This is a genomic window from Paraburkholderia sp., assembly GCF_047605525.1.
Lineage (GTDB): Bacteria > Pseudomonadota > Gammaproteobacteria > Burkholderiales > Burkholderiaceae > Paraburkholderia.
The window spans coordinates 39,454-57,051 of sequence record NZ_JASGFN010000032.1 but is presented as its reverse complement, the minus strand read 5'-3'; the positions used below and the strand labels follow the sequence as shown (position 1 = coordinate 57,051).

Here is a 17,598-nt window from a genome sequence, read left to right as displayed (position 1 = left end):
GCGTTTCCCCCTGTTTCGGTCGCGGCTGTTGTACCTGTATTGAAGGAATTGCGTAGGCAATTGGGGCTACAATGCCGTCGAGCATCTATTCTAATCTGCACTTCGAAGCCCGCCTTATGTCGAATCCCGTCAATACCAAACTCCGCGAAGCCGCTCTCGATTACCACGAGTTTCCGACTCCCGGCAAAATCGCGATCGCCCCGACCAAGCAGATGATCAACCAGCGCGACCTCGCGCTGGCGTACTCGCCGGGCGTCGCGTTCGCGTGCGAGGAGATCGTCGAGAGCCCGCTGAACGCCGCGCGCTTCACCGCGCGCAGCAACCTCGTCGGCGTCGTCACGAACGGCACCGCGGTGCTGGGGCTCGGCAACATCGGGCCGCTCGCGTCGAAGCCGGTGATGGAAGGCAAGGCCGTCCTGTTCAAGAAGTTCGCCGGCATCGACGTGTTCGATATCGAAATCAACGAGACCGATCCGCATAAGCTCGTCGACGTGATCGCCGCGCTCGAGCCGACTTTCGGCGGCATCAACCTCGAGGATATCAAGGCGCCGGACTGCTTCATCGTCGAGCGCGAGTGCCGCAAGCGCATGAAGATTCCGGTCTTCCACGACGACCAGCACGGCACCGCGATCGTCGTCGCGGCCGCGGTCACCAACGGTCTGAAAGTGGTCGGCAAGGACATCAGGAACGTCAAGCTGGTGGCGTCCGGCGCGGGCGCGGCGGCGCTGGCCTGTCTGGATCTACTGGTCGATATCGGCCTGCCGCTCGAAAACATCATCGTCACCGACCTGGCTGGCGTGGTCTACAAAGGCCGCGTCGAACTGATGGACCCGGACAAGGAACGCTTCGCACGCGAAACCGACGCTCGCACGCTCGCTGAGGCGATCGGCGGCGCGGACATTTTCCTCGGCCTGTCGGCTGGCGGCGTGCTCAAGCAGGACATGGTCAAGCAGATGGCCGACAAGCCGCTGATTCTCGCGCTCGCGAACCCGACGCCGGAAATCCTGCCGGAACTCGCGCTCGAAGTGCGCCCGGACGCCGTGCTGTGCACGGGCCGCACCGATTACCCGAACCAGGTGAACAACGTGCTGGTGTTCCCGTTCCTGTTCCGCGGCGCGCTCGACGCCGGCGCGACGACGGTGACGCGTGAAATGGAGATCGCCGCGGTTAACGCGATCGCCGAGCTGGCGCGCCAGGAGCAGAGCGACATCGTTGCGACCGCCTACGGTATCCAGGATCTGTCGTTCGGGCCGGAATACCTGATTCCGAAGCCCTTCGATCCGCGTCTGATCGTCAAGGTCGCGCCGGCGGTGGCGAAGGCCGCAATGGATTCGGGCGTCGCCGAGCGGCCGATCGAAGACATGGACGCGTACCGGCAGCATCTGCAGCAGTTCGTCTACCACAGCGGCACGACGATGAAGCCGATCTTCCAGCTCGCGCGCGGCGTCGAGCCGGAAAAGAAGCGCATCGTGTTCGCAGAAGGCGAAGAAGAGCGCGTGCTGCGCGCGATGCAGATCATCGTCGACGAAAAGCTCGCCAAACCGATCCTGATCGGCCGCCCCGCGGTGATCGAGCAGCGTATTGCGCGTTATGGTCTGCGGCTCGTCGCGGGTCAGGACTATACGGTCGTCAACACCGATCATGACGAGCGTTACCGCGACTTCTGGAAGGAATACGCGAAGATGATGTCCCGCAAGGGCATCACCGAGCAGATGGCGAAGCTCGAAATGCGCCGCCGCACCACGCTGATCGGCGCGATGATGGTGAAGAAGGGCGAGGCGGACGGCATGATCTGCGGCACGGTCAGCACGACGCATCGTCATCTGCACTTCATCGACCAGGTGATCGGCAAGAAGGAAGGCGCGAAGGTGTACGCGGCGATGAACGCGCTGGTGCTGCCGAACCGGCAGATTTTCCTCGTCGATACGCACGTGAACGTCGATCCGACGCCGGAGCAGTTGGCCGAGATCACGATCATGGCCGCCGAGGAAGTGCGCCGTTTCGGCATCGAGCCGAAGGTGGCGCTGGTGTCGCATTCGAACTTCGGTTCGAGCAATGCGGCGACCGCGCAGAAGATGCGCGATACGCTCGAGATCCTGCGTGAGCGCGCACCGGATCTGCAGGTCGACGGCGAAATGCACGGCGACGTCGCGCTCGACGCGAACCTGCGCCGCGAAGTGCTGCCCGATTCGACGCTCGAAGGCGATGCGAACCTGCTGGTGCTGCCGAATATCGACGCGGCCAATATCTCGTACAACCTGCTGAAGACGGCGGCCGGCAACAACATCGCGATCGGCCCGATTCTGCTCGGCGCGGCCAGGCCGGTGCACGTGCTGACGCCGTCGGCGACGGTTCGCCGTATCGTCAACATGACCGCGTTGCTGGTGGCCGACGTCAGCGCAACCCGCTAGGCGTCGAACCGCTTCCGATCCAGTGATGCATGATGCTGCTGGATCGCGCCCCGAATAAGAAATGAAAAAAATGGCGTGCCCGCAATGGGCACGCCTCAGGGCAAGCTGGGGATAGCCGACCCCGAAAACGGCAATGACACAGCCTTGCGGCTGCAGCAGTTCCAAGGCTCTCGACCGGGCGGTGAGAACGTAGGCCGGCGAGTGCTGGACTGCCTGCGTTCCGTCCTCATTTGCACGGTCGAGCTAAGTTTAGCCTGCCCAGGCTCAATATTTTGTCAAATGTCGTAAAGGCTCCGAGCCACCGGCTTTTGCGGCCGCCGACGGGTTTCGTCCGCCCGTCGAACGTTGATTCCAAAGGCTAATAGCGATACCCTTACGACTTTCATGGTCGTCGAACTCGTGATCTGACAGCGGGAAACCTGATACATGGCACGCAACTGGCTGCGTATAAAAGGCGTGCTGATCGGTGCTGCCGCGCTTTGCGCGTTGTCCGGTTCCGTGCCTCATGCATGGGCGCGAAACTACGCGGCGCCTGCCGGGGCGAACGCGCAGGTGGGCACCGTCGCGCTCGCGCAACTGCCGCGCGAGGCGGTCAATACGTTGAACCTCATAGCCGCCGGCGGGCCTTACCCGTATCAGAAGGATGGCGTCGTATTCGGCAACTACGAACGGGTGCTGCCCGCCCATCGGCGCGGCTATTACCACGAATACACCGTCCCCACGCCTCACGCGCGCAATCGCGGGGCGCGCCGCATCGTCTGCGGAGGTCCGCTACAGCGAACCGACAATTGTTACTACTCGGACGACCACTACACCAGTTTTAATCGTATTGTTGAATGACATCGGGATGAACGGCATGAGCGACAACATCTACGCGCACGATTCCGGAGTCGCGACGGATCTTTTCGCGGCCGGCGACGGCAATTTGTTCCAACGCGTCATGAAGATGCGCGCCGGCGAGCCGGGCCGCGACAACCAGAGCGAGGCTGGCACGGTGGTTTCATCGAACGAGGAGCCCATGAGCCTTTTCAGGACCGTGCGACCGAACATCGTGCAATCGATCCGCGCATTTCGCGTGCAGGATCTCGCCGACGAGGCCAATCAGCTTGGCCAGCACTTTTTATATGCGTATTGCGCGAACGCGGCGTCCAAGCAGGAAGTGCTCGAGACGATCGCGACATCTTTCCTGTTTCCCAAGCATTTCGGCAAGAATTACGACGCACTCTACGACTGCCTGACCGACCTCGTGCACAAGGCGGGCGCGCAGCCGGGCTTCGTGATCGTGCTCGAACAGTTGCCGGTCGCGCAGAAATTCGACAAGGAAGGGCGCGAGACACTGCTCGACGTATTCCGCGAGGCGGCCGAATTCTGGGCCGAGCGCAAGGTCGCGTTCCGGGTGTTTTACTCGTTCGCCTGATTTTTTGCCTGTTCAGGTGCTGCCGTTCGTATCTGGCAGCTAACTTCGCGGTAAAGACGGCAAAGGCCCGCCAATTGGCGGGCCTTTGCTTTGGTGGTGCGCGGCTGGACGCTTCCGGGTGCGGCGGATCGAACTCTATCGCCGGGAAGCAGCAAAACCGGCTTACCAACCGCCCCAGCGTGCGGCGAGCGCCGCGAGCACCGCGATCCCCGCTGTTTCCGTGCGCAATATCCGCGGCCCAAGGCCTACGGCGGTAAATCCCTGCTCGATGGCCGCGGCTTCCTCGTCGGTGGAAAGACCGCCTTCGGGGCCGATCAGCACCGTCACTCCACCTTGCGGCGGCACGTCGGGCAATGCTGAAAAGCTGATGCTCGCGCGCGGCGACAGCAGCAGGCGCAACTCGTCCGGTTCCGGCGCGCGCGGCAGCGCGTCGAGCCATGCGTCGAGTTCCTGCACCGGCATCACCGCCGGCAGGCGATTGCGCCCGCATTGTTCGCACGACGCCCGCACGACGCCTTGCCAGTGTTGCTGCCGCCGCTGCGCGCGCTCGCCCGCCAGCCGCACGACGCTGCGCGCCGTGGCGAGCGGCACGAAGCCCGAGGCGCCGAGTTCGACTGCCTTTTCGATCAGCCAGTCCATCTTGTCGCCGCCGGCGATGCCTTGCGCAAGCGTGAGCCGATACGGCAGCTCGACTTCGACTGCGCGGAATTCGCGAATCCTCACGCGGGCGCCGCGGCGTTCGACCTCGACGAGTTCGGCGCCGTATTCGCCGCCCTCGCCGTTGAACAGCACGATCGAATCGCCGGGCTGCAAGCGCAGCACCAGAACGTGGCGCACGACGTCATCGGGCAGAGCCATGACGTCATCGGGGTAAAGCGGCATGGCGACGAAAAAACGGGGCATCGACGAAATACTCGTTAACTCAGGAAAGGTGGCGCGCGAGCGCCCAGCGGTAGCCGTCGATATCTTCGACCTGCGCGAAGCGGTCGCCCCAGAACTGATCCTGCGGCTCGCTCAATGATTTCGCGCCGGCCGCGAGCGCCCGCGCATAGACGGCGTCGACGTCCTCGACATAGACGTAGAACGACTGCGGCGCGATCGTGCCCGCGCTTTTCGGCGTTTTCGCGGTCGAGCCGAACGCGCCCTCGGGCGCGAACATCACGATCAACTGGTCTTGATAAGTCATCTCGACGTGCATCACGACGCCGTCGTCCTGCACGCTGTCGCGCACTTCGAAACCGAACGCCGCTGAAAAGAACGCAATCGACGCACGCGCGTCGCGGACCGTCAGATAGGGTGTCAGCCAGGGCACACCGGCGGGGCGGGGGGTGGTCATGGGTTCTCCGGATCTCGAGGGTTGACGGGATGCATGCTGCGAGTCGCGATCGGCGGCGGCATGCCGGCATCGGCAAGCCATGTCGATTCGCACAAAGTGTCCACGCGTCAACCGGGTGGCTTCAGCAACGGGCTCAGTTTATCGCGCACCGACCGCGATGCCGAGAATAGCCCCGCGTGCAGAGCCGGATCGTAGTGCCTCAGCGAATCGATGCCGCGCGCGGCGAGACGTTCGGCGAGCGTGTCGGCGGTAAGCGCGGCGGGGTCGAGCGTGTCGCTGGCAATTGCCATCATCCAGAGCGAGCCGTACAGCGGGACGAAGGTGCTCATCGTGCGCACGTGCGAGAACGCGGCGCGCAGTTCGTCGAGCAGGGCGGCCACGCGTGGCGCGTGAAAATACGGCGAGCCGAGATGCAGCGACACCGCGGCGTCGGCGCGCAGCACGCGTTTGAGTTGCGCGTAGAAGGCCGGCGTGTACAGGCCGGCGGCCGGCGAATCTGGCGGTGTCAGATCGAAGACGACGAGGTCGAACTGCGCGGCCGCCGCGGCAGCCGCCGCGACGTAATGCGCGGCATCGCCGATCACGAGCTCGACGCGCGGATCGTCGAACGCACCGCCATGCACGTCCGGCAAATGCTCGCGCGTGAGGCGTACTACCTCGGCATCGAGTTCCGCCACGACGATCCGCTCGATGCCCGGATGCTTCAGCAACTGCCGCGCCGCGCCGCCATCGCCGCCGCCGAGCACGAGCGCCGCGCGCGGCGCCGGATGCGCGAGCGCGGCCGGATGCACCATGCATTCGTGGTAGATGAACTCGTCGCCGGCGGAAGTCATCGGCCGGCCGTCGAGCGTGAACAGCCGGCCGAGCTGAGGGGTATCCCAGATCTCGATCGTCTGATAGCGCGACTCGACACGCTCGACCAGGCGCGCATCAGCAAAGCCGTAGACGGCATCGGGACTCGGCTGGAACAACAGGGGAGCGTTCACGGCGGACGGGCTCGGTATGGAGCGTGGCAGGGGCGGTGAGCGAATTGTAAAGGCCGTCGCGTGCCCGCGCCGGGACACGTGCGCGGGCGTGCGTTGAACCACATGGCCAGACGGCTTTCCGGGCGGATGCGGGTTAACCTTCTGCTAGAATGTGACGCTTTCAGCGTTGTCCGTTTGCTCTGCCCGTTTCGCGTCTCCCGGCGCCGCATCGTGCGCCGTAGCGAACCCGTCGCCGAGCTTCCGGGCCTCAAGCGTTCCGCTTTCTGACTTTGTCTCCGGACTCGACATGACGACCCCGTCTCCCGCACCCACTTCCCTGATGGCTAACGCGATTCGCGCGTTAGCCATGGACGCCGTTCAAAAGGCGAACTCCGGCCACCCCGGCATGCCGATGGGCATGGCCGAAATCGGCGTCGCCCTGTGGTCGCGTCATCTGCGCCATAACCCGAAGAACCCGCACTGGGCCGATCGCGACCGCTTCGTCCTGTCGAACGGCCACGGCTCGATGCTGCTGTACTCGCTGTTGCATCTGACCGGCTACGATCTGCCGATGGAAGAGCTGAAGAACTTCCGCCAGCTCCATTCGAAGACGCCGGGTCACCCGGAATACGGCATCACGCCGGGCGTCGAGACGACCACCGGCCCGCTCGGCCAGGGTCTCGCGAACGCGGTCGGCATGGCGCTCGCCGAATCGCTGCTCGCCACCGAATTCAACAAGCCCGACGCGAAGATCGTCGACCATCACACGTACGTGTTCGTCGGCGACGGCTGCCTGATGGAAGGCATCTCGCACGAAGCCTGCTCGCTCGCGGGCGTGCTCAAGCTGAACAAGCTGATCGCGTTCTACGACGACAACGGTATCTCGATCGACGGCGAAGTGGTGCACTGGTTCCACGACGACACGCCGAAGCGCTTCGAAGCATACGGCTGGAACGTGATCCCGAACGTGGTCGGCCACGACGTCGACGCGGTCGACGCGGCGATCCAGCAGGCCAAGCAGTCGGACAAGCCCACGCTGATCTGCTGCAAGACCGTGATCGGCGAAGGCGCGCCGACCAAGGCGGGCAGCCACGATTCGCACGGCGCGCCGCTCGGCGACAAGGAAATCGCGGCAACCCGCGAAGCGATCGGCTGGAAGTGGGAGCCGTTCGTGATTCCGCAGGAAGTCTACGCGGCATGGGATGCGAAGGAAGCGGGCGCGCGTTTCGAAGCCGACTGGGACAAGGCGTTCGCGGCGTACGCGGCGAAGTATCCGCGGGAAGCGGCCGAATTCAGGCGCCGCAGCGACAAGCAACTGCCGGCCGACTGGAAAGAGAAGGCGAAGGCAATCATCGCCGGCGCGAACGAGCGCGCGGAAACCGTTGCGACTCGCAAGGCGTCGCAGCAGGCAATCGAAGGCCTGTCGGCCGTGCTGCCCGAACTGCTCGGCGGTTCCGCCGATCTGACCGGCTCGAACCTGACCAACTGGAAGGCCGCGAAGCCGGTGCGCGTGAATGCCGAAGGCCAGGCCGCCGGCAACTACGTGAACTACGGCGTGCGCGAATTCGGCATGAGCGCCGCGATCAACGGCATCGCGCTGCACGGCGGCTTCAAGGCGTTCGGCGGCACGTTCCTGACGTTCTCGGACTACAGCCGCAACGCGCTGCGTGTCGCCGCGCTGATGAAGTCGCCGTTGATCTTCGTGTTCACGCACGACTCGATCGGTCTCGGCGAAGACGGCCCGACCCACCAGTCGATCGAACACGTCGCGAGCCTGCGTCTGATCCCGAATCTGCAAACGTGGCGTCCGGCCGACACCGTCGAAACCGCGGTGGCCTGGACCCACGCGATCGAGCATCACGGTCCGTCGTGCCTGATCTTCAGCCGTCAGAACCTGCAGTTCAACGAGCGCACCGACGCGCAGATCGCCAACATCGAGAAGGGCGGCTACGTGCTGCGCGACTGGGATGAGGAAATCGTCGCGCGCAAGATCATCCTGATCGCCACCGGCTCGGAAGTCGAACTCGCGATGAAGGCCGTCGAGCCGCTCGCGCGCGAAGGCATTGCGGCGCGTGTCGTGTCGATGCCGTCGACGAACGTGTTCGACAGGCAGGACGCCGAATACCGCGAGCGCGTGCTGCCGCATGGCGTGCGCCGCGTCGCGATCGAAGCGGGCGTGTCGGATTTCTGGCGCAAGTACGTGGGTCTGGAAGGCGGCGTGGTCGGCATCGACACGTTCGGCGAATCGGCCCCGGCAGGCGTGCTGTTCAAGCATTTCGGCTTCACCGTCGAGCACGTGGTGGAGACGGTCAAGGCCGCGCTCGGCTGATCCGCGGCAGGCGTTGCCGCCCGGGCCCGCCACGCGATGGGGCATCGCGGCAACGCCGCCGGTCAGGCGAACAGAGACGTATTTTTTTAGCCATCAGGAGATAAATCATGACGATTCGCGTCGCAATCAACGGCTACGGCCGGATCGGCCGCAACACCCTGCGCGCCTTCTATGAAAACGGCAAGAAGCACGATATCGAAATCGTCGCCATCAACGATCTGGGCGATGCGAAGACCAATGCCCACCTGACGCAGTACGACACCGCGCACGGCAAGTTTCCGGGCGAAGTGTCGGTGGACGGCGACTACCTGGTCGTGAACGGCGACAAGATCCGCGTGCTCGCGAACCGCAACCCGGCCGAGCTGCCGTGGGGCGAGCTGAACGTCGACGTCGTGATGGAATGCACGGGCTTTTTCACGACCAAGGAAAAGGCCAGCGCGCACATCAAGGGCGGCGCGAAGAAGGTCATCATCTCGGCGCCGGGCGGCAAAGACGTCGACGCGACGATCGTCTACGGCGTGAACCACGACGTGCTGAAGGCATCGGACACGGTGATCTCGAACGCATCGTGCACGACCAACTGCCTCGCGCCGCTCGTCAAGCCGCTGAACGACAAGATCGGCCTCGTGAACGGCCTGATGACGACGATCCACGCGTATACGAACGACCAGGTCCTGACCGACGTGTATCACGAGGACCTGCGCCGCGCGCGCTCGGCCACGCACAGCCAGATCCCGACCAAGACCGGCGCGGCGTCGGCGGTCGGTCTCGTGCTGCCGGAACTGAACGGCAAGCTCGACGGCTATGCGATCCGCGTCCCGACGATCAACGTGTCGATCGTCGACCTGTCGTTCATCGCCGCGCGCGACACGACGGTCGAAGAAGTCAACGCGATCATGAAGGAAGCGTCGCAAGGCGCGCTGAAGGGCATCCTCGGCTACAACGATGCACCGCTCGTGTCGATCGACTTCAACCACAACCCGGCTTCGTCGACGTTCGACGCGACGCTGACCAAGGTGTCGGGCCGTCTCGTGAAGGTGTCGAGCTGGTACGACAACGAGTGGGGCTTCTCGAACCGCATGCTGGACACGGCTGTGGCGCTCGCGAACGCGAAGTAAGTAAGTGCGGGCCTGCCGCAGTCAGGCAAATCAGTCAGGCAAGACGAAAAAGCCGCTCCCCGGAGCGGCTTTTTTACGTCTACGGCGTCGGAAAATAAACGCCGGCGCGCTGCGCGGCGTTTGAGATATGCGTCTCGATCGCCTTGCCCGCGGCAATCGAATCGCGCGCTTTCAACGCATCCAGAATCGCGCGATGCTCGGTGTACGTGGACAGCACCCGCTCGCGCCGGTAGAACGGCATCCGCTGGCTCTCCTGCATGATTTCCGCGCTGCTGCGCAGGATCGATTCGATGGCCGCGTTGCCGGCGATGTTGACGATGCGCATGTGGAATTCGTAATCGAGCCGGGCGGCTTCGTCGAGTTCTTCGCAGGCGAGCGCGCTCTGCATCGCCGTGACGTTTTCCTCGAGCCATTCGAGGTCCGTATTGCTGACCGCGAGCACCGCCATGCGCGCGACGAAGCCTTCGAGCGCATAGCGCATCTGATAGGTGTCTGGCAACGACGACTGCTCGGCGAAACGCCACGTCTGCGCGTTTTTCGCCTGCGCGCTTTCGATATACACGCCCTTGCCGGGGCGAATCACGAGCAAGCCGAGCGCTTCGAGTGTCGAGAGGGCTTCGCGCAGCGACGCGCGGCTGATCGACAGTTCATCGGAAAGCTGGCGTTGCGCCGGCAGCAGACTGCCCACCGGATAGACGCCCGCTTCGATCCGCTCGCGAATGGTCGCGATCGCGGCGTCGGTGACGGTATGCGGCACGTTTTTCATGGCGGCTCACCCGGTAGCGTGGTCTGACCAGCATTGTAATACGCGATGCGGACTGGCGCGCCGCGCGGTGACTGGATCCGCAATCCGACCCCCGAAATCGCCGAAGAAACAGCGGGTAAACACTGTTCGACGAATCCTTGACGCGAATATATCGGCTTCCTACTATTTGCCATAACAGCACTGGTCATACCAGTCAGAACAGATGCAGCCCAGAAACATCTTCACCAGGAGGAAGCCGTGTTGAAATTTTTCAATTCGCTATTTGGACGGGTCGTCATAGCGCTAGTGGTGGGCATCGTGCTCGGTGCCGTTTTTCCGCATTTCGCGCAGTCGTTGCGTCCGCTCGGCGACGGCTTTCTCAAGCTCATCAAGATGGTGATCGGACCGATCGTGTTCTGCGTCGTCGTGAGCGGTATGGCGCACGCGGGCGACCTGCGCAAGGTCGGGCGCGTCGGTGTGAAGGCGGTGGTCTACTTCGAGGCGATGACGACGATCGCGCTCGTGATCGGCGCGGTGCTCGCGTACGTGACGCGGCCCGGCGTCGGCATGAACATCAACCTGAATTCGCTCGATCCGGCCTCGCTCGCGAGCTATACCGAGCATGCGAAGAGCCTGAAGGACACCGCGGGCTTTCTGTTGAAGATCATCCCCGAGACCGCCTTCAACGCGTTCGCGACCGGCGACATCCTGCAGATCCTCGTGTTCTCGGTGCTGTTCGGCTCGGCGCTGTCGCTGCTCGGCAAGCGCGCGCAACGCGTGAGCGGCCTGATCGATGAACTGTCGCAGGTGTTTTTCCGCGTGATGAGCTTCATCATCAAGCTCGCGCCGCTCGGCGTGCTGGGCGCGATTGCGTTCACGACCGGCACTTACGGCGTCGAGTCGCTGAAGCAGCTCGGCATGCTCGTGCTCGTGTTCTACCTGAGCTGCATCGTGTTCGTGGCAGTCGTGCTCGGCGTGGTGATGCGGCTCGCGGGCTTCAGCATCTTCAAGCTGATTCGCTACCTGCGCGAGGAACTGTCGATCGTGCTCGGCACCGCGTCGTCCGACGCCGTGCTGCCGCAGATCATGCGCAAGCTCGAATGGATGGGGGTCAAGGATTCGACGGTCGGCCTCGTGATTCCGACCGGCTACTCGTTCAATCTCGACGGTTTCTCGATCTATCTGACGCTCGCGGTCATCTTCATCGCGCAGGCGACCAACACCCCGCTGTCGATTCACGACCTGATCGTCGTGGTGCTGGTGTCGCTGGTGACGTCGAAGGGCGCGCACGGCATCCCGGGCTCGGCGATCGTGATTCTCGCGGCGACCCTGTCCGCGATTCCGGCGATTCCCGTGCTCGGCCTCGTGCTGATCCTGCCGGTGGACTGGTTCGTCGGCATTGCCCGCGCGTTGACCAACCTGATCGGCAACTGTGTCGCGACGGTGGTCGTCGCCGTGTGGGAAAACGATATCGACCGGGCCCGCGCCCATCGTGTGCTGAATCGCGACGCGGCGCTGCGCTACGTGCCCGCCGTCGACGACGCGCCCGTCGAGCCGGCCGGCGGCGACCACGCGCCGGCGGTCTGACCAGTCGGGCCGAGAACGAAGCTTCGCGCTTGCAACAACCCGATTTCGCGTGCCGCCGCGGCGCGCACACCCCGTCGGCGGATGCCGTCACTCCGCCGGCTGTTCCTGAACTTTCGCTACCTGACTGACACAATCATGGCCAATCCGATCCTCGACCCGAATGCTCCCGCCTTCACGCGCCGCTACATGAACCTCGCCGATCCGCGCCTCGGCGCGAAAGCGCTTTTCGCCAGCGACGAATTTTTCGCGCCGAAAGAACGCATGCTCGAACCGCAGCCGGCGGTGTTCATCCCCGGTAAATACGACGACCACGGCAAGTGGATGGATGGCTGGGAAACCCGCCGCAAACGCACGACCGGCCACGACCACTGCGTGATCCGCCTCGCCCGGCCGGGCGTCGTGCACGGCGTCGACCTCGATACGAGCCACTTCACCGGCAACTTTCCCCCGGCCGCGTCGATCGACGGCTGCTACGTCGATGGCGAGATGCCGCCCGATCACGCCGACTGGCAGACGCTCGTGCCGGCCACGACGCTGCAGGGCAATCAGCATCACTACGTCGAAGTGAACGATGCGCGCCCGTTCACGCATTTGCGCGTGAACCTGTATCCGGACGGTGGTCTCGCGCGTCTGCGTGTGTACGGCCAGCCGCAGCGCGACTGGAGCCGCGTCGAGCGCGGCACCTTGCTCGACCTCGCCGCGATTGAGAATGGCGCGTACCTGGTCGCCGCGAACAATCAGCATTTCGGACCCGCGTCGCAGATCCTGATGCCGGGCCGCGGCGTCAACATGGGCGACGGCTGGGAAACCCGCCGCCGTCGCGAGCCGGGTAACGACTGGGCGATCGTCGCGCTCGCGTGCCCGGGCGTGATCCGCAAGATCGAAGTGGACACCGCGCACTTCAAGGGCAATTTCCCGGACCGCTGCTCGCTACAGGCGGCGTCGGTGACGGGCGGCACCGACGACTCCCTCGTCACGCAGGCGATGTTCTGGCCGGTGCTGCTCGACGAGCAGAAACTGCAGATGGATCACGTGCACACGTTCACCGACGGGCTCGCCGCGCTCGGGCCGGTCACGCACGTGCGCTTCAACATCTTCCCGGATGGCGGCGTGTCGCGTCTGCGCCTGTGGGGCGAGATCGCGTAACGGAGCGAAACGGGAGCAATGCGCATGAAGACCTTGCAGATGGAGCGCTTGACGCGCGCCGCATTCGCGCCGTTCGGCGACGTGATCGAACTCGACGGCGCGCGCCATTTTCCGATCAACGGCGGCACGACCGAGCGTTATCACGACCTTGCCCGCGTCGACGTGACGGAGCACGGCGGCCGGCCGCTGATCAACCTGTTTCGCGCGCAGCCGCGCGTGCTGCCCGTCGACATCACGATGATGGAGCGGCATCCGCTCGGCAGCCAGGCGTTCATTCCGTTGCAGGCGTGCCGCTACCTGGTGGTGGTCGCGCCGGCGGGCGAATTCGATCCGGCGCGCATGCGCGCGTTCTGGACCGACGCGTGGCAGGGCATCAATTACGCGAAAGGGGTCTGGCATCACCCGCTGCTCGCGCTCGATCAGGTCAGCGATTTCGTCGTGGTCGATCGCGGTGGAGAACAGCCTAATTGTGACGAATTGCAACTCGCCGAGCGGTGGCGGCTCGCGTTCGAGGCGAGCGCCGCAGTGATCGCATAGCGGCGGATGCCGCAGGCATTTCAAGCTTCCCAACCCTTACAACGTCCCAACGAAAAAAGACCCGGCCGATGGAAATCGGCCGGGTCTTTTTTCTGATTTGCCGGGCCGCATGCTCCCACGCGGCCGGCGGCGCATCAGTGCATCAGTGCTTGCGATGCGGGCAGTTTTCCTTCGTGCACGCCCCATAGAGCGCCAGCGCGTGTTCCTGCAGCTTGAAGCCGCGTTCCTTGGCGATGGACTGCTGACGGCTTTCGATTTCGGAGTCGAAGAACTCTTCGACCAGCCCGCAATCGAGGCACACGAGGTGGTCGTGGTGCGACCCCTCGTTCAGTTCGAACACCGCCTTGCCCGATTCGAAATTGCTGCGCGAAAGCAGGCCGGCCTGCTCGAACTGCGTCAGCACGCGATACACGGTGGCGAGACCGATATCGAGTTCCTCGTGCAGGAGGTTGCGGTACACGTCTTCGGCGGTCAGGTGACGCACCGGGCTGTGCTGGAAGATCTCAAGGATTTTGAGGCGCGGAAGGGTCGCCTTGAGCCCGATATTCTTGAGATCGGTTGGATTGGTCATGACAAGGGATCCCTAGAGTACAATGCTGGGCTCTCATAGTAATGTGTTTTTGCCGTTCTGGTCATCTTCGATGGAATGAAGCGCGGCTCGTCAACGGGCCCGCACGGTGAGTGAAATGATTTCCAAATCTCAATTGATTTACCGGGGGAGCCGCATGCGGGGTACCTTGATCGCTGTTGCGACTGTCGCGGTTCTTGCCGGATGTTCCACGTACGACAGCCTGACCCAGCGCATCGCCCAGAGTATTACGCCGTATCGGATTACGGTCGTGCAAGGTAATTTCGTGTCACAGGAAATGGCTGACCAGATGAAGGTCGGCATGTCGCGCGCGCAGGTGCGCCAGTTGCTCGGCACGCCGCTTCTGACCGACATGTTCCATGCCAACCGCTGGGATTACGTGTTCTATTTCAAGCGCGGCTCGACCTCGATCGTGCAACAGCGCGACTTCGTCGTGTTCTTCTCGGGTGACCTCGTGACCCACTGGACCGGCGGCGAAGATCTTCCGACCAATCTCGAATTGCTGGCCGAAATCGATGGCGACCGGCGCGGCCGGCGGCCAAACGCGGCGCCGGTGCGCGCGACGAGTGCCGCCGAGGCCGCGAATGCAGTGGCCGCCAGCGACGCCGCCGCCGCGAGCGCGGCAGTGGCCACCGCGCCGGCCACGGTGGACACGACGCGCTCGCCGTCGGTCGAAGGCGCCGTCGAAGCGGCCACGCCGTCCATGGACGCCAACGCGGAAGCCGCGCAGGCCGCTAATCGCGCGACGAGCGCGGCGTCGCCGTCGGGCACCGCGCCGGCCGTGCGCTCGGGTGTGCCGACCGTGAACGCCGGTGGTATCCCGACTCAGGGCCCGACGGGCGGTGGCCAGCCGCAGTTCCAGTTCCATCGTCCGCCGCCGCCGGCCCCGACCACGCAGAGCAACCCGGTCGGCCCGACGGGCTCGCAGAATAGCGGCAGCTCGAATAGCGGCAGTTCGACCTCGACCGCCCCGTCGACCGGTTCTTCGTCGACGTCGGGAACGGCCGACTGAGTCGCTTGTCGATGTTGTGAAGCGGGTGGCCGGCGTGCTTTGCCCGCATGCGCCACCCGCGTGAGCGGCCCGGGCAGGTTCCATGAGCCTGCTGTCCGATTTTGCCGCCTGAGCGTGTTTCGCTTGTGCCGGGCGCGCCGGCGCGCCCGCGTCGACGCATTTCCGGCGCGTTTACCGGACCATCCCCGGTTGTATCTTTCGAACCCTTATCGTCATGAAAATTGCCATTGCTGGCGCATCGGGCCGTATGGGCCGGATGCTCATCGAAACCGTCCTCGACGATGCCGGCGCCACGCTGTCCGGCGCGCTCTGCCGCACGGGCTCGGCGCAGATCGGCCAGGACGCCGGTGCGTTCCTCGGCAAGCAGACGGGCGTGCTGCTGAGCGACGACATCGAGCGTGTATTCGCCGAATCCGACTACCTGATCGACTTCACGCGCCCCGACGCGACGCTCGCGCACCTCGAAGCGGCGCAGCGCCACGACGTGAAAATGGTGATCGGCACGACCGGCTTCGATAACGGGCAGAAAGCGCAGTTGCGCACGGCGTCGGAAAAAATCGGCATCGTGTTCGCGTCGAACATGAGCGTCGGCGTGAACGTCACGCTGAAGCTGCTCGAATACGCGGCGCGGCATTTCTCGACCGGCTACGACATCGAGATCATCGAGGCGCATCACCGTCACAAGGTCGACGCGCCGTCCGGCACCGCGCTGACGATGGGCGAAGTAATCGCCCACGCGCTCGGCCGCAATCTCGACGACTGCGCGGTCTACGGCCGCGAAGGCGTGACCGGCGAGCGCGATCCGTCCACGATCGGTTTTTCGGCGATCCGCGGCGGCGATATCGTCGGCGATCATACGGTGCTGTTCGCGGGCATCGGCGAGCGCATCGAAATCACGCACAAATCGGCGAGCCGTCTGTCGTATGCTCAAGGCGCGCTTCGTGCTGTACGCTTCCTCGAAGGCCACGCAACCGGCTTCTTCGACATGCAGGACGTACTCGGCCTGCGTTGAGCGGGGCCGGTTGTTGCGCGAGAGGCGGGCGGCGCATTCCGGCGCGCCCTCCTGAAGTCACTTTCCCACGGCGAGGTCAGATGGCAGGCAGCAGCGGCATCATCCATTACCTGCAAACGAGCGACGCGATCACGCATGGCGTCGCGTATGTGCTGCTGGCCATGTCGATTGCGAGCTGGTGCTTTCTGATCGTCAAGAGCTGGATTCTCACGCGCGCGAAGCGCCAGGCCACACGGGCGATCGCGCGGTTCTGGCAGGCGCCGACGCTCGCCGAAGGCGTCGCGGTGCTGCGCCGCGCGGACCGCGAGCGCGTGTTCGCGCCGCTTGCCGAGGCGGCGCTGCACGCGGCCGAGGTGGATATTCCGGGCGCGCTGCTCGCGCGCGTCGAGCGAAGCGAACGCGTGCTGCGGGCGTTGCGCCAGGCGCTCAACGCGTCGCAGCGGCGGCTCGAGTTCGGCCAGGTGCTGCTCGCGTCGGTCGGCAGCACGGCGCCGTTCGTCGGCCTGCTCGGCACCGTATGGGGCATCTATCATGCGCTCGGCAGCATCGCGGCGAGCGGCCAGGCGCAGATCGAGAACGTCGCGGGCCCCGTCGGCGAGGCGCTCATCATGACCGCATTCGGCCTCGTGGTCGCGATTCCGGCGGTGCTTGCGTACAACGTGCTGGGGCGTCTCGTGCGGCAATTATCGGAAGAGCTCGACGGTTTCGCGCACGATCTGCACGCGTACGTGTGCGGACCTGCCGAACAAACCCAGGCGCCGGCGCGCGTACAGCAGGCTTCGGCTCACGAGACGCACCGCTGACGCGCCGCGCACACCTGAAAGCGGTTCAGGAAGGGCAGCGAGGCCCGGCATAGCTCAGACGCAAGGAGGCGAGATGGCATTCGGCGGACTCGAGAAGAAGCAGACGGCCGCGCCGATGGCCGAGATCAACATGACGCCGCTGATCGACGTGATGCTCGTGCTGCTCGTCATTTTCATCATTACGGCGCCGCTGTTCTCGCACGCGATCCGGCTCGATCTGCCGAAGGTCGCGGCGGCGCCCGCGCGTCAGACCCCGCAGACCATCGCGCTTTCCATCGACGCGGCCGGCCGGCTGTACTGGAACAGCCAGCCGATCACGCTCGCGCAGATGCGCGCGCGGTTCACCGAGGCCGGCAAGCAGGCGGACCAGCCGGACATCCAGCTGCGCGCGGAGCGCTCGACGCGTTACGAGGTCATCGCGCAGGTGATGGGCGCCGCGCAGCAGGCGGGACTGGAGCGCATCGGCTTCGTGACGGACTCGCCGCCGCCCGCGGCGCAGCACTGAGAGGGCGCCCGGCCCCCAGGCGCACCCGCCACGCCGCGCGGCGCACCCGTGCGCGAACGGTATAATCAGCCCTTTCCCCGCCGACG

Annotated in this window: 17 protein-coding genes; 12 read left to right on the top strand and 5 right to left on the bottom strand. The window is 64.7% G+C overall.

What is annotated here, in order from left to right; genetic code table 11:
- Positions 1-71 precede the first annotated feature (71 nt).
- The 3 genes from QM685_RS32590 (at position 72) to QM685_RS32580 (ending at position 3,828) form a co-directional block, all read left to right on the top strand.
- Positions 72-2,411 carry an NADP-dependent malic enzyme gene (locus QM685_RS32590; RefSeq protein ID WP_415123272.1) on the top strand — a complete coding sequence of 780 codons (2,340 nt, stop codon included), beginning with the start codon at positions 72-74 and terminating at the stop codon, positions 2,409-2,411.
- A 426-nt stretch (positions 2,412-2,837) separates the two neighbouring features.
- Positions 2,838-3,251, top strand: coding sequence for a ribonuclease (locus QM685_RS32585; protein WP_415123270.1), 414 nt, complete (start codon positions 2,838-2,840; stop codon positions 3,249-3,251).
- Between the two features lie 16 nt (positions 3,252-3,267).
- Positions 3,268-3,828: a barstar family protein gene (locus tag QM685_RS32580; protein WP_415123268.1), complete on the top strand. Its 561-nt coding sequence runs from the start codon at positions 3,268-3,270 to the stop codon at positions 3,826-3,828.
- A 162-nt stretch (positions 3,829-3,990) separates the two neighbouring features.
- Here QM685_RS32580 and QM685_RS32575 read toward each other — a convergent pair whose 3' ends face one another.
- The 3 genes from QM685_RS32575 to speE all read right to left on the bottom strand — a co-directional run bounded on the left by QM685_RS32575 (position 3,991) and on the right by speE (position 6,150).
- Positions 3,991-4,731 carry a 16S rRNA (uracil(1498)-N(3))-methyltransferase gene (locus tag QM685_RS32575; protein ID WP_415123267.1) on the bottom strand — a complete coding sequence of 247 codons (741 nt, stop codon included), beginning with the start codon at positions 4,729-4,731 and terminating at the stop codon, positions 3,991-3,993.
- A gap of 19 nt (positions 4,732-4,750) precedes the next feature.
- Positions 4,751-5,164, bottom strand: coding sequence for a VOC family protein (locus QM685_RS32570; protein ID WP_415123265.1), 414 nt, complete (start codon positions 5,162-5,164; stop codon positions 4,751-4,753).
- Between the two features lie 107 nt (positions 5,165-5,271).
- A complete protein-coding gene (gene speE, locus QM685_RS32565; protein ID WP_415123264.1) occupies positions 5,272-6,150 on the bottom strand; it encodes a polyamine aminopropyltransferase in 879 nt (292 codons plus the stop codon).
- A 286-nt stretch (positions 6,151-6,436) separates the two neighbouring features.
- Between speE and tkt the strand changes: the two genes are divergently transcribed.
- Complete coding sequence (gene tkt, locus QM685_RS32560; protein WP_415123262.1) at positions 6,437-8,458, top strand: transketolase; 2,022 nt, start codon at positions 6,437-6,439, stop codon at positions 8,456-8,458.
- 107 nt (positions 8,459-8,565) lie between these two features.
- Positions 8,566-9,576: a type I glyceraldehyde-3-phosphate dehydrogenase gene (gene gap, locus QM685_RS32555; protein WP_415123260.1), complete on the top strand. Its 1,011-nt coding sequence runs from the start codon at positions 8,566-8,568 to the stop codon at positions 9,574-9,576.
- 79 nt (positions 9,577-9,655) lie between these two features.
- Here the strand turns inward: gap and QM685_RS32550 are convergent, their stop codons facing one another.
- Positions 9,656-10,342: a FadR/GntR family transcriptional regulator gene (locus QM685_RS32550; protein WP_415123258.1), complete on the bottom strand. Its 687-nt coding sequence runs from the start codon at positions 10,340-10,342 to the stop codon at positions 9,656-9,658.
- 237 nt (positions 10,343-10,579) lie between these two features.
- Here QM685_RS32550 and QM685_RS32545 point away from each other — a divergent pair, with 237 nt between their 5' ends.
- From QM685_RS32545 to QM685_RS32535, 3 genes are all read left to right on the top strand, one after another.
- Entirely contained in the window at positions 10,580-11,908 is a 1,329-nt protein-coding gene (locus QM685_RS32545; protein WP_415123256.1) for a C4-dicarboxylate transporter DctA, read from the top strand.
- A gap of 135 nt (positions 11,909-12,043) precedes the next feature.
- A complete protein-coding gene (gene alc / locus QM685_RS32540) occupies positions 12,044-13,054 on the top strand; it encodes an allantoicase (protein WP_415123254.1) in 1,011 nt (336 codons plus the stop codon).
- A gap of 24 nt (positions 13,055-13,078) precedes the next feature.
- Complete coding sequence (locus tag QM685_RS32535) at positions 13,079-13,591, top strand: ureidoglycolate lyase (RefSeq protein ID WP_415123252.1); 513 nt, start codon at positions 13,079-13,081, stop codon at positions 13,589-13,591.
- A 142-nt stretch (positions 13,592-13,733) separates the two neighbouring features.
- Here the strand turns inward: QM685_RS32535 and fur are convergent, their stop codons facing one another.
- Positions 13,734-14,162, bottom strand: coding sequence for a ferric iron uptake transcriptional regulator (gene fur / locus QM685_RS32530; RefSeq protein ID WP_012434340.1), 429 nt, complete (start codon positions 14,160-14,162; stop codon positions 13,734-13,736).
- Between the two features lie 154 nt (positions 14,163-14,316).
- On the opposite strand from fur, the gene QM685_RS32525 reads away from it, so the two are divergent.
- The 4 genes from QM685_RS32525 to QM685_RS32510 all read left to right on the top strand — a co-directional run bounded on the left by QM685_RS32525 (position 14,317) and on the right by QM685_RS32510 (position 17,512).
- Complete coding sequence (locus QM685_RS32525) at positions 14,317-15,192, top strand: outer membrane protein assembly factor BamE (protein ID WP_415123249.1); 876 nt, start codon at positions 14,317-14,319, stop codon at positions 15,190-15,192.
- 214 nt (positions 15,193-15,406) lie between these two features.
- Complete coding sequence (dapB, locus tag QM685_RS32520; RefSeq protein ID WP_415123247.1) at positions 15,407-16,204, top strand: 4-hydroxy-tetrahydrodipicolinate reductase; 798 nt, start codon at positions 15,407-15,409, stop codon at positions 16,202-16,204.
- Positions 16,205-16,284: 80 nt separating this feature from the next.
- Positions 16,285-17,007, top strand: a complete 723-nt coding sequence (locus QM685_RS32515) for a MotA/TolQ/ExbB proton channel family protein (RefSeq protein WP_415123245.1) — start codon at positions 16,285-16,287, stop codon at positions 17,005-17,007.
- 73 nt (positions 17,008-17,080) lie between these two features.
- Entirely contained in the window at positions 17,081-17,512 is a 432-nt protein-coding gene (locus QM685_RS32510) for an ExbD/TolR family protein (RefSeq protein ID WP_415123243.1), read from the top strand.
- Positions 17,513-17,598: the final 86 nt, after the last annotated feature.

Bases quoted from the DNA above. Each gene is read 5' to 3' on its own strand.
- alc (WP_415123254.1), top strand. From the start codon at position 12,044: ATGGCCAATCCGATCCTCGACCCGAATGCTCCCGCCTTCACGCGCCGC.
- gap (WP_415123260.1), top strand. From the start codon at position 8,566: ATGACGATTCGCGTCGCAATCAACGGCTACGGCCGGATCGGCCGCAAC.
- QM685_RS32570 (WP_415123265.1), bottom strand. From the start codon at position 5,164: ATGACCACCCCCCGCCCCGCCGGTGTGCCCTGGCTGACACCCTATCTG.
- QM685_RS32550 (WP_415123258.1), bottom strand. From the start codon at position 10,342: ATGAAAAACGTGCCGCATACCGTCACCGACGCCGCGATCGCGACCATT.
- dapB (WP_415123247.1), top strand. From the start codon at position 15,407: ATGAAAATTGCCATTGCTGGCGCATCGGGCCGTATGGGCCGGATGCTC.
- QM685_RS32575 (WP_415123267.1), bottom strand. From the start codon at position 4,731: ATGCCCCGTTTTTTCGTCGCCATGCCGCTTTACCCCGATGACGTCATG.
- QM685_RS32515 (WP_415123245.1), top strand. From the start codon at position 16,285: ATGGCAGGCAGCAGCGGCATCATCCATTACCTGCAAACGAGCGACGCG.
- QM685_RS32535 (WP_415123252.1), top strand. From the start codon at position 13,079: ATGAAGACCTTGCAGATGGAGCGCTTGACGCGCGCCGCATTCGCGCCG.
- tkt (WP_415123262.1), top strand. From the start codon at position 6,437: ATGACGACCCCGTCTCCCGCACCCACTTCCCTGATGGCTAACGCGATT.
- QM685_RS32525 (WP_415123249.1), top strand. From the start codon at position 14,317: ATGCGGGGTACCTTGATCGCTGTTGCGACTGTCGCGGTTCTTGCCGGA.
- QM685_RS32590 (WP_415123272.1), top strand. From the start codon at position 72: ATGCCGTCGAGCATCTATTCTAATCTGCACTTCGAAGCCCGCCTTATG.
- QM685_RS32585 (WP_415123270.1), top strand. From the start codon at position 2,838: ATGGCACGCAACTGGCTGCGTATAAAAGGCGTGCTGATCGGTGCTGCC.
- QM685_RS32510 (WP_415123243.1), top strand. From the start codon at position 17,081: ATGGCATTCGGCGGACTCGAGAAGAAGCAGACGGCCGCGCCGATGGCC.
- QM685_RS32580 (WP_415123268.1), top strand. From the start codon at position 3,268: ATGAGCGACAACATCTACGCGCACGATTCCGGAGTCGCGACGGATCTT.
- fur (WP_012434340.1), bottom strand. From the start codon at position 14,162: ATGACCAATCCAACCGATCTCAAGAATATCGGGCTCAAGGCGACCCTT.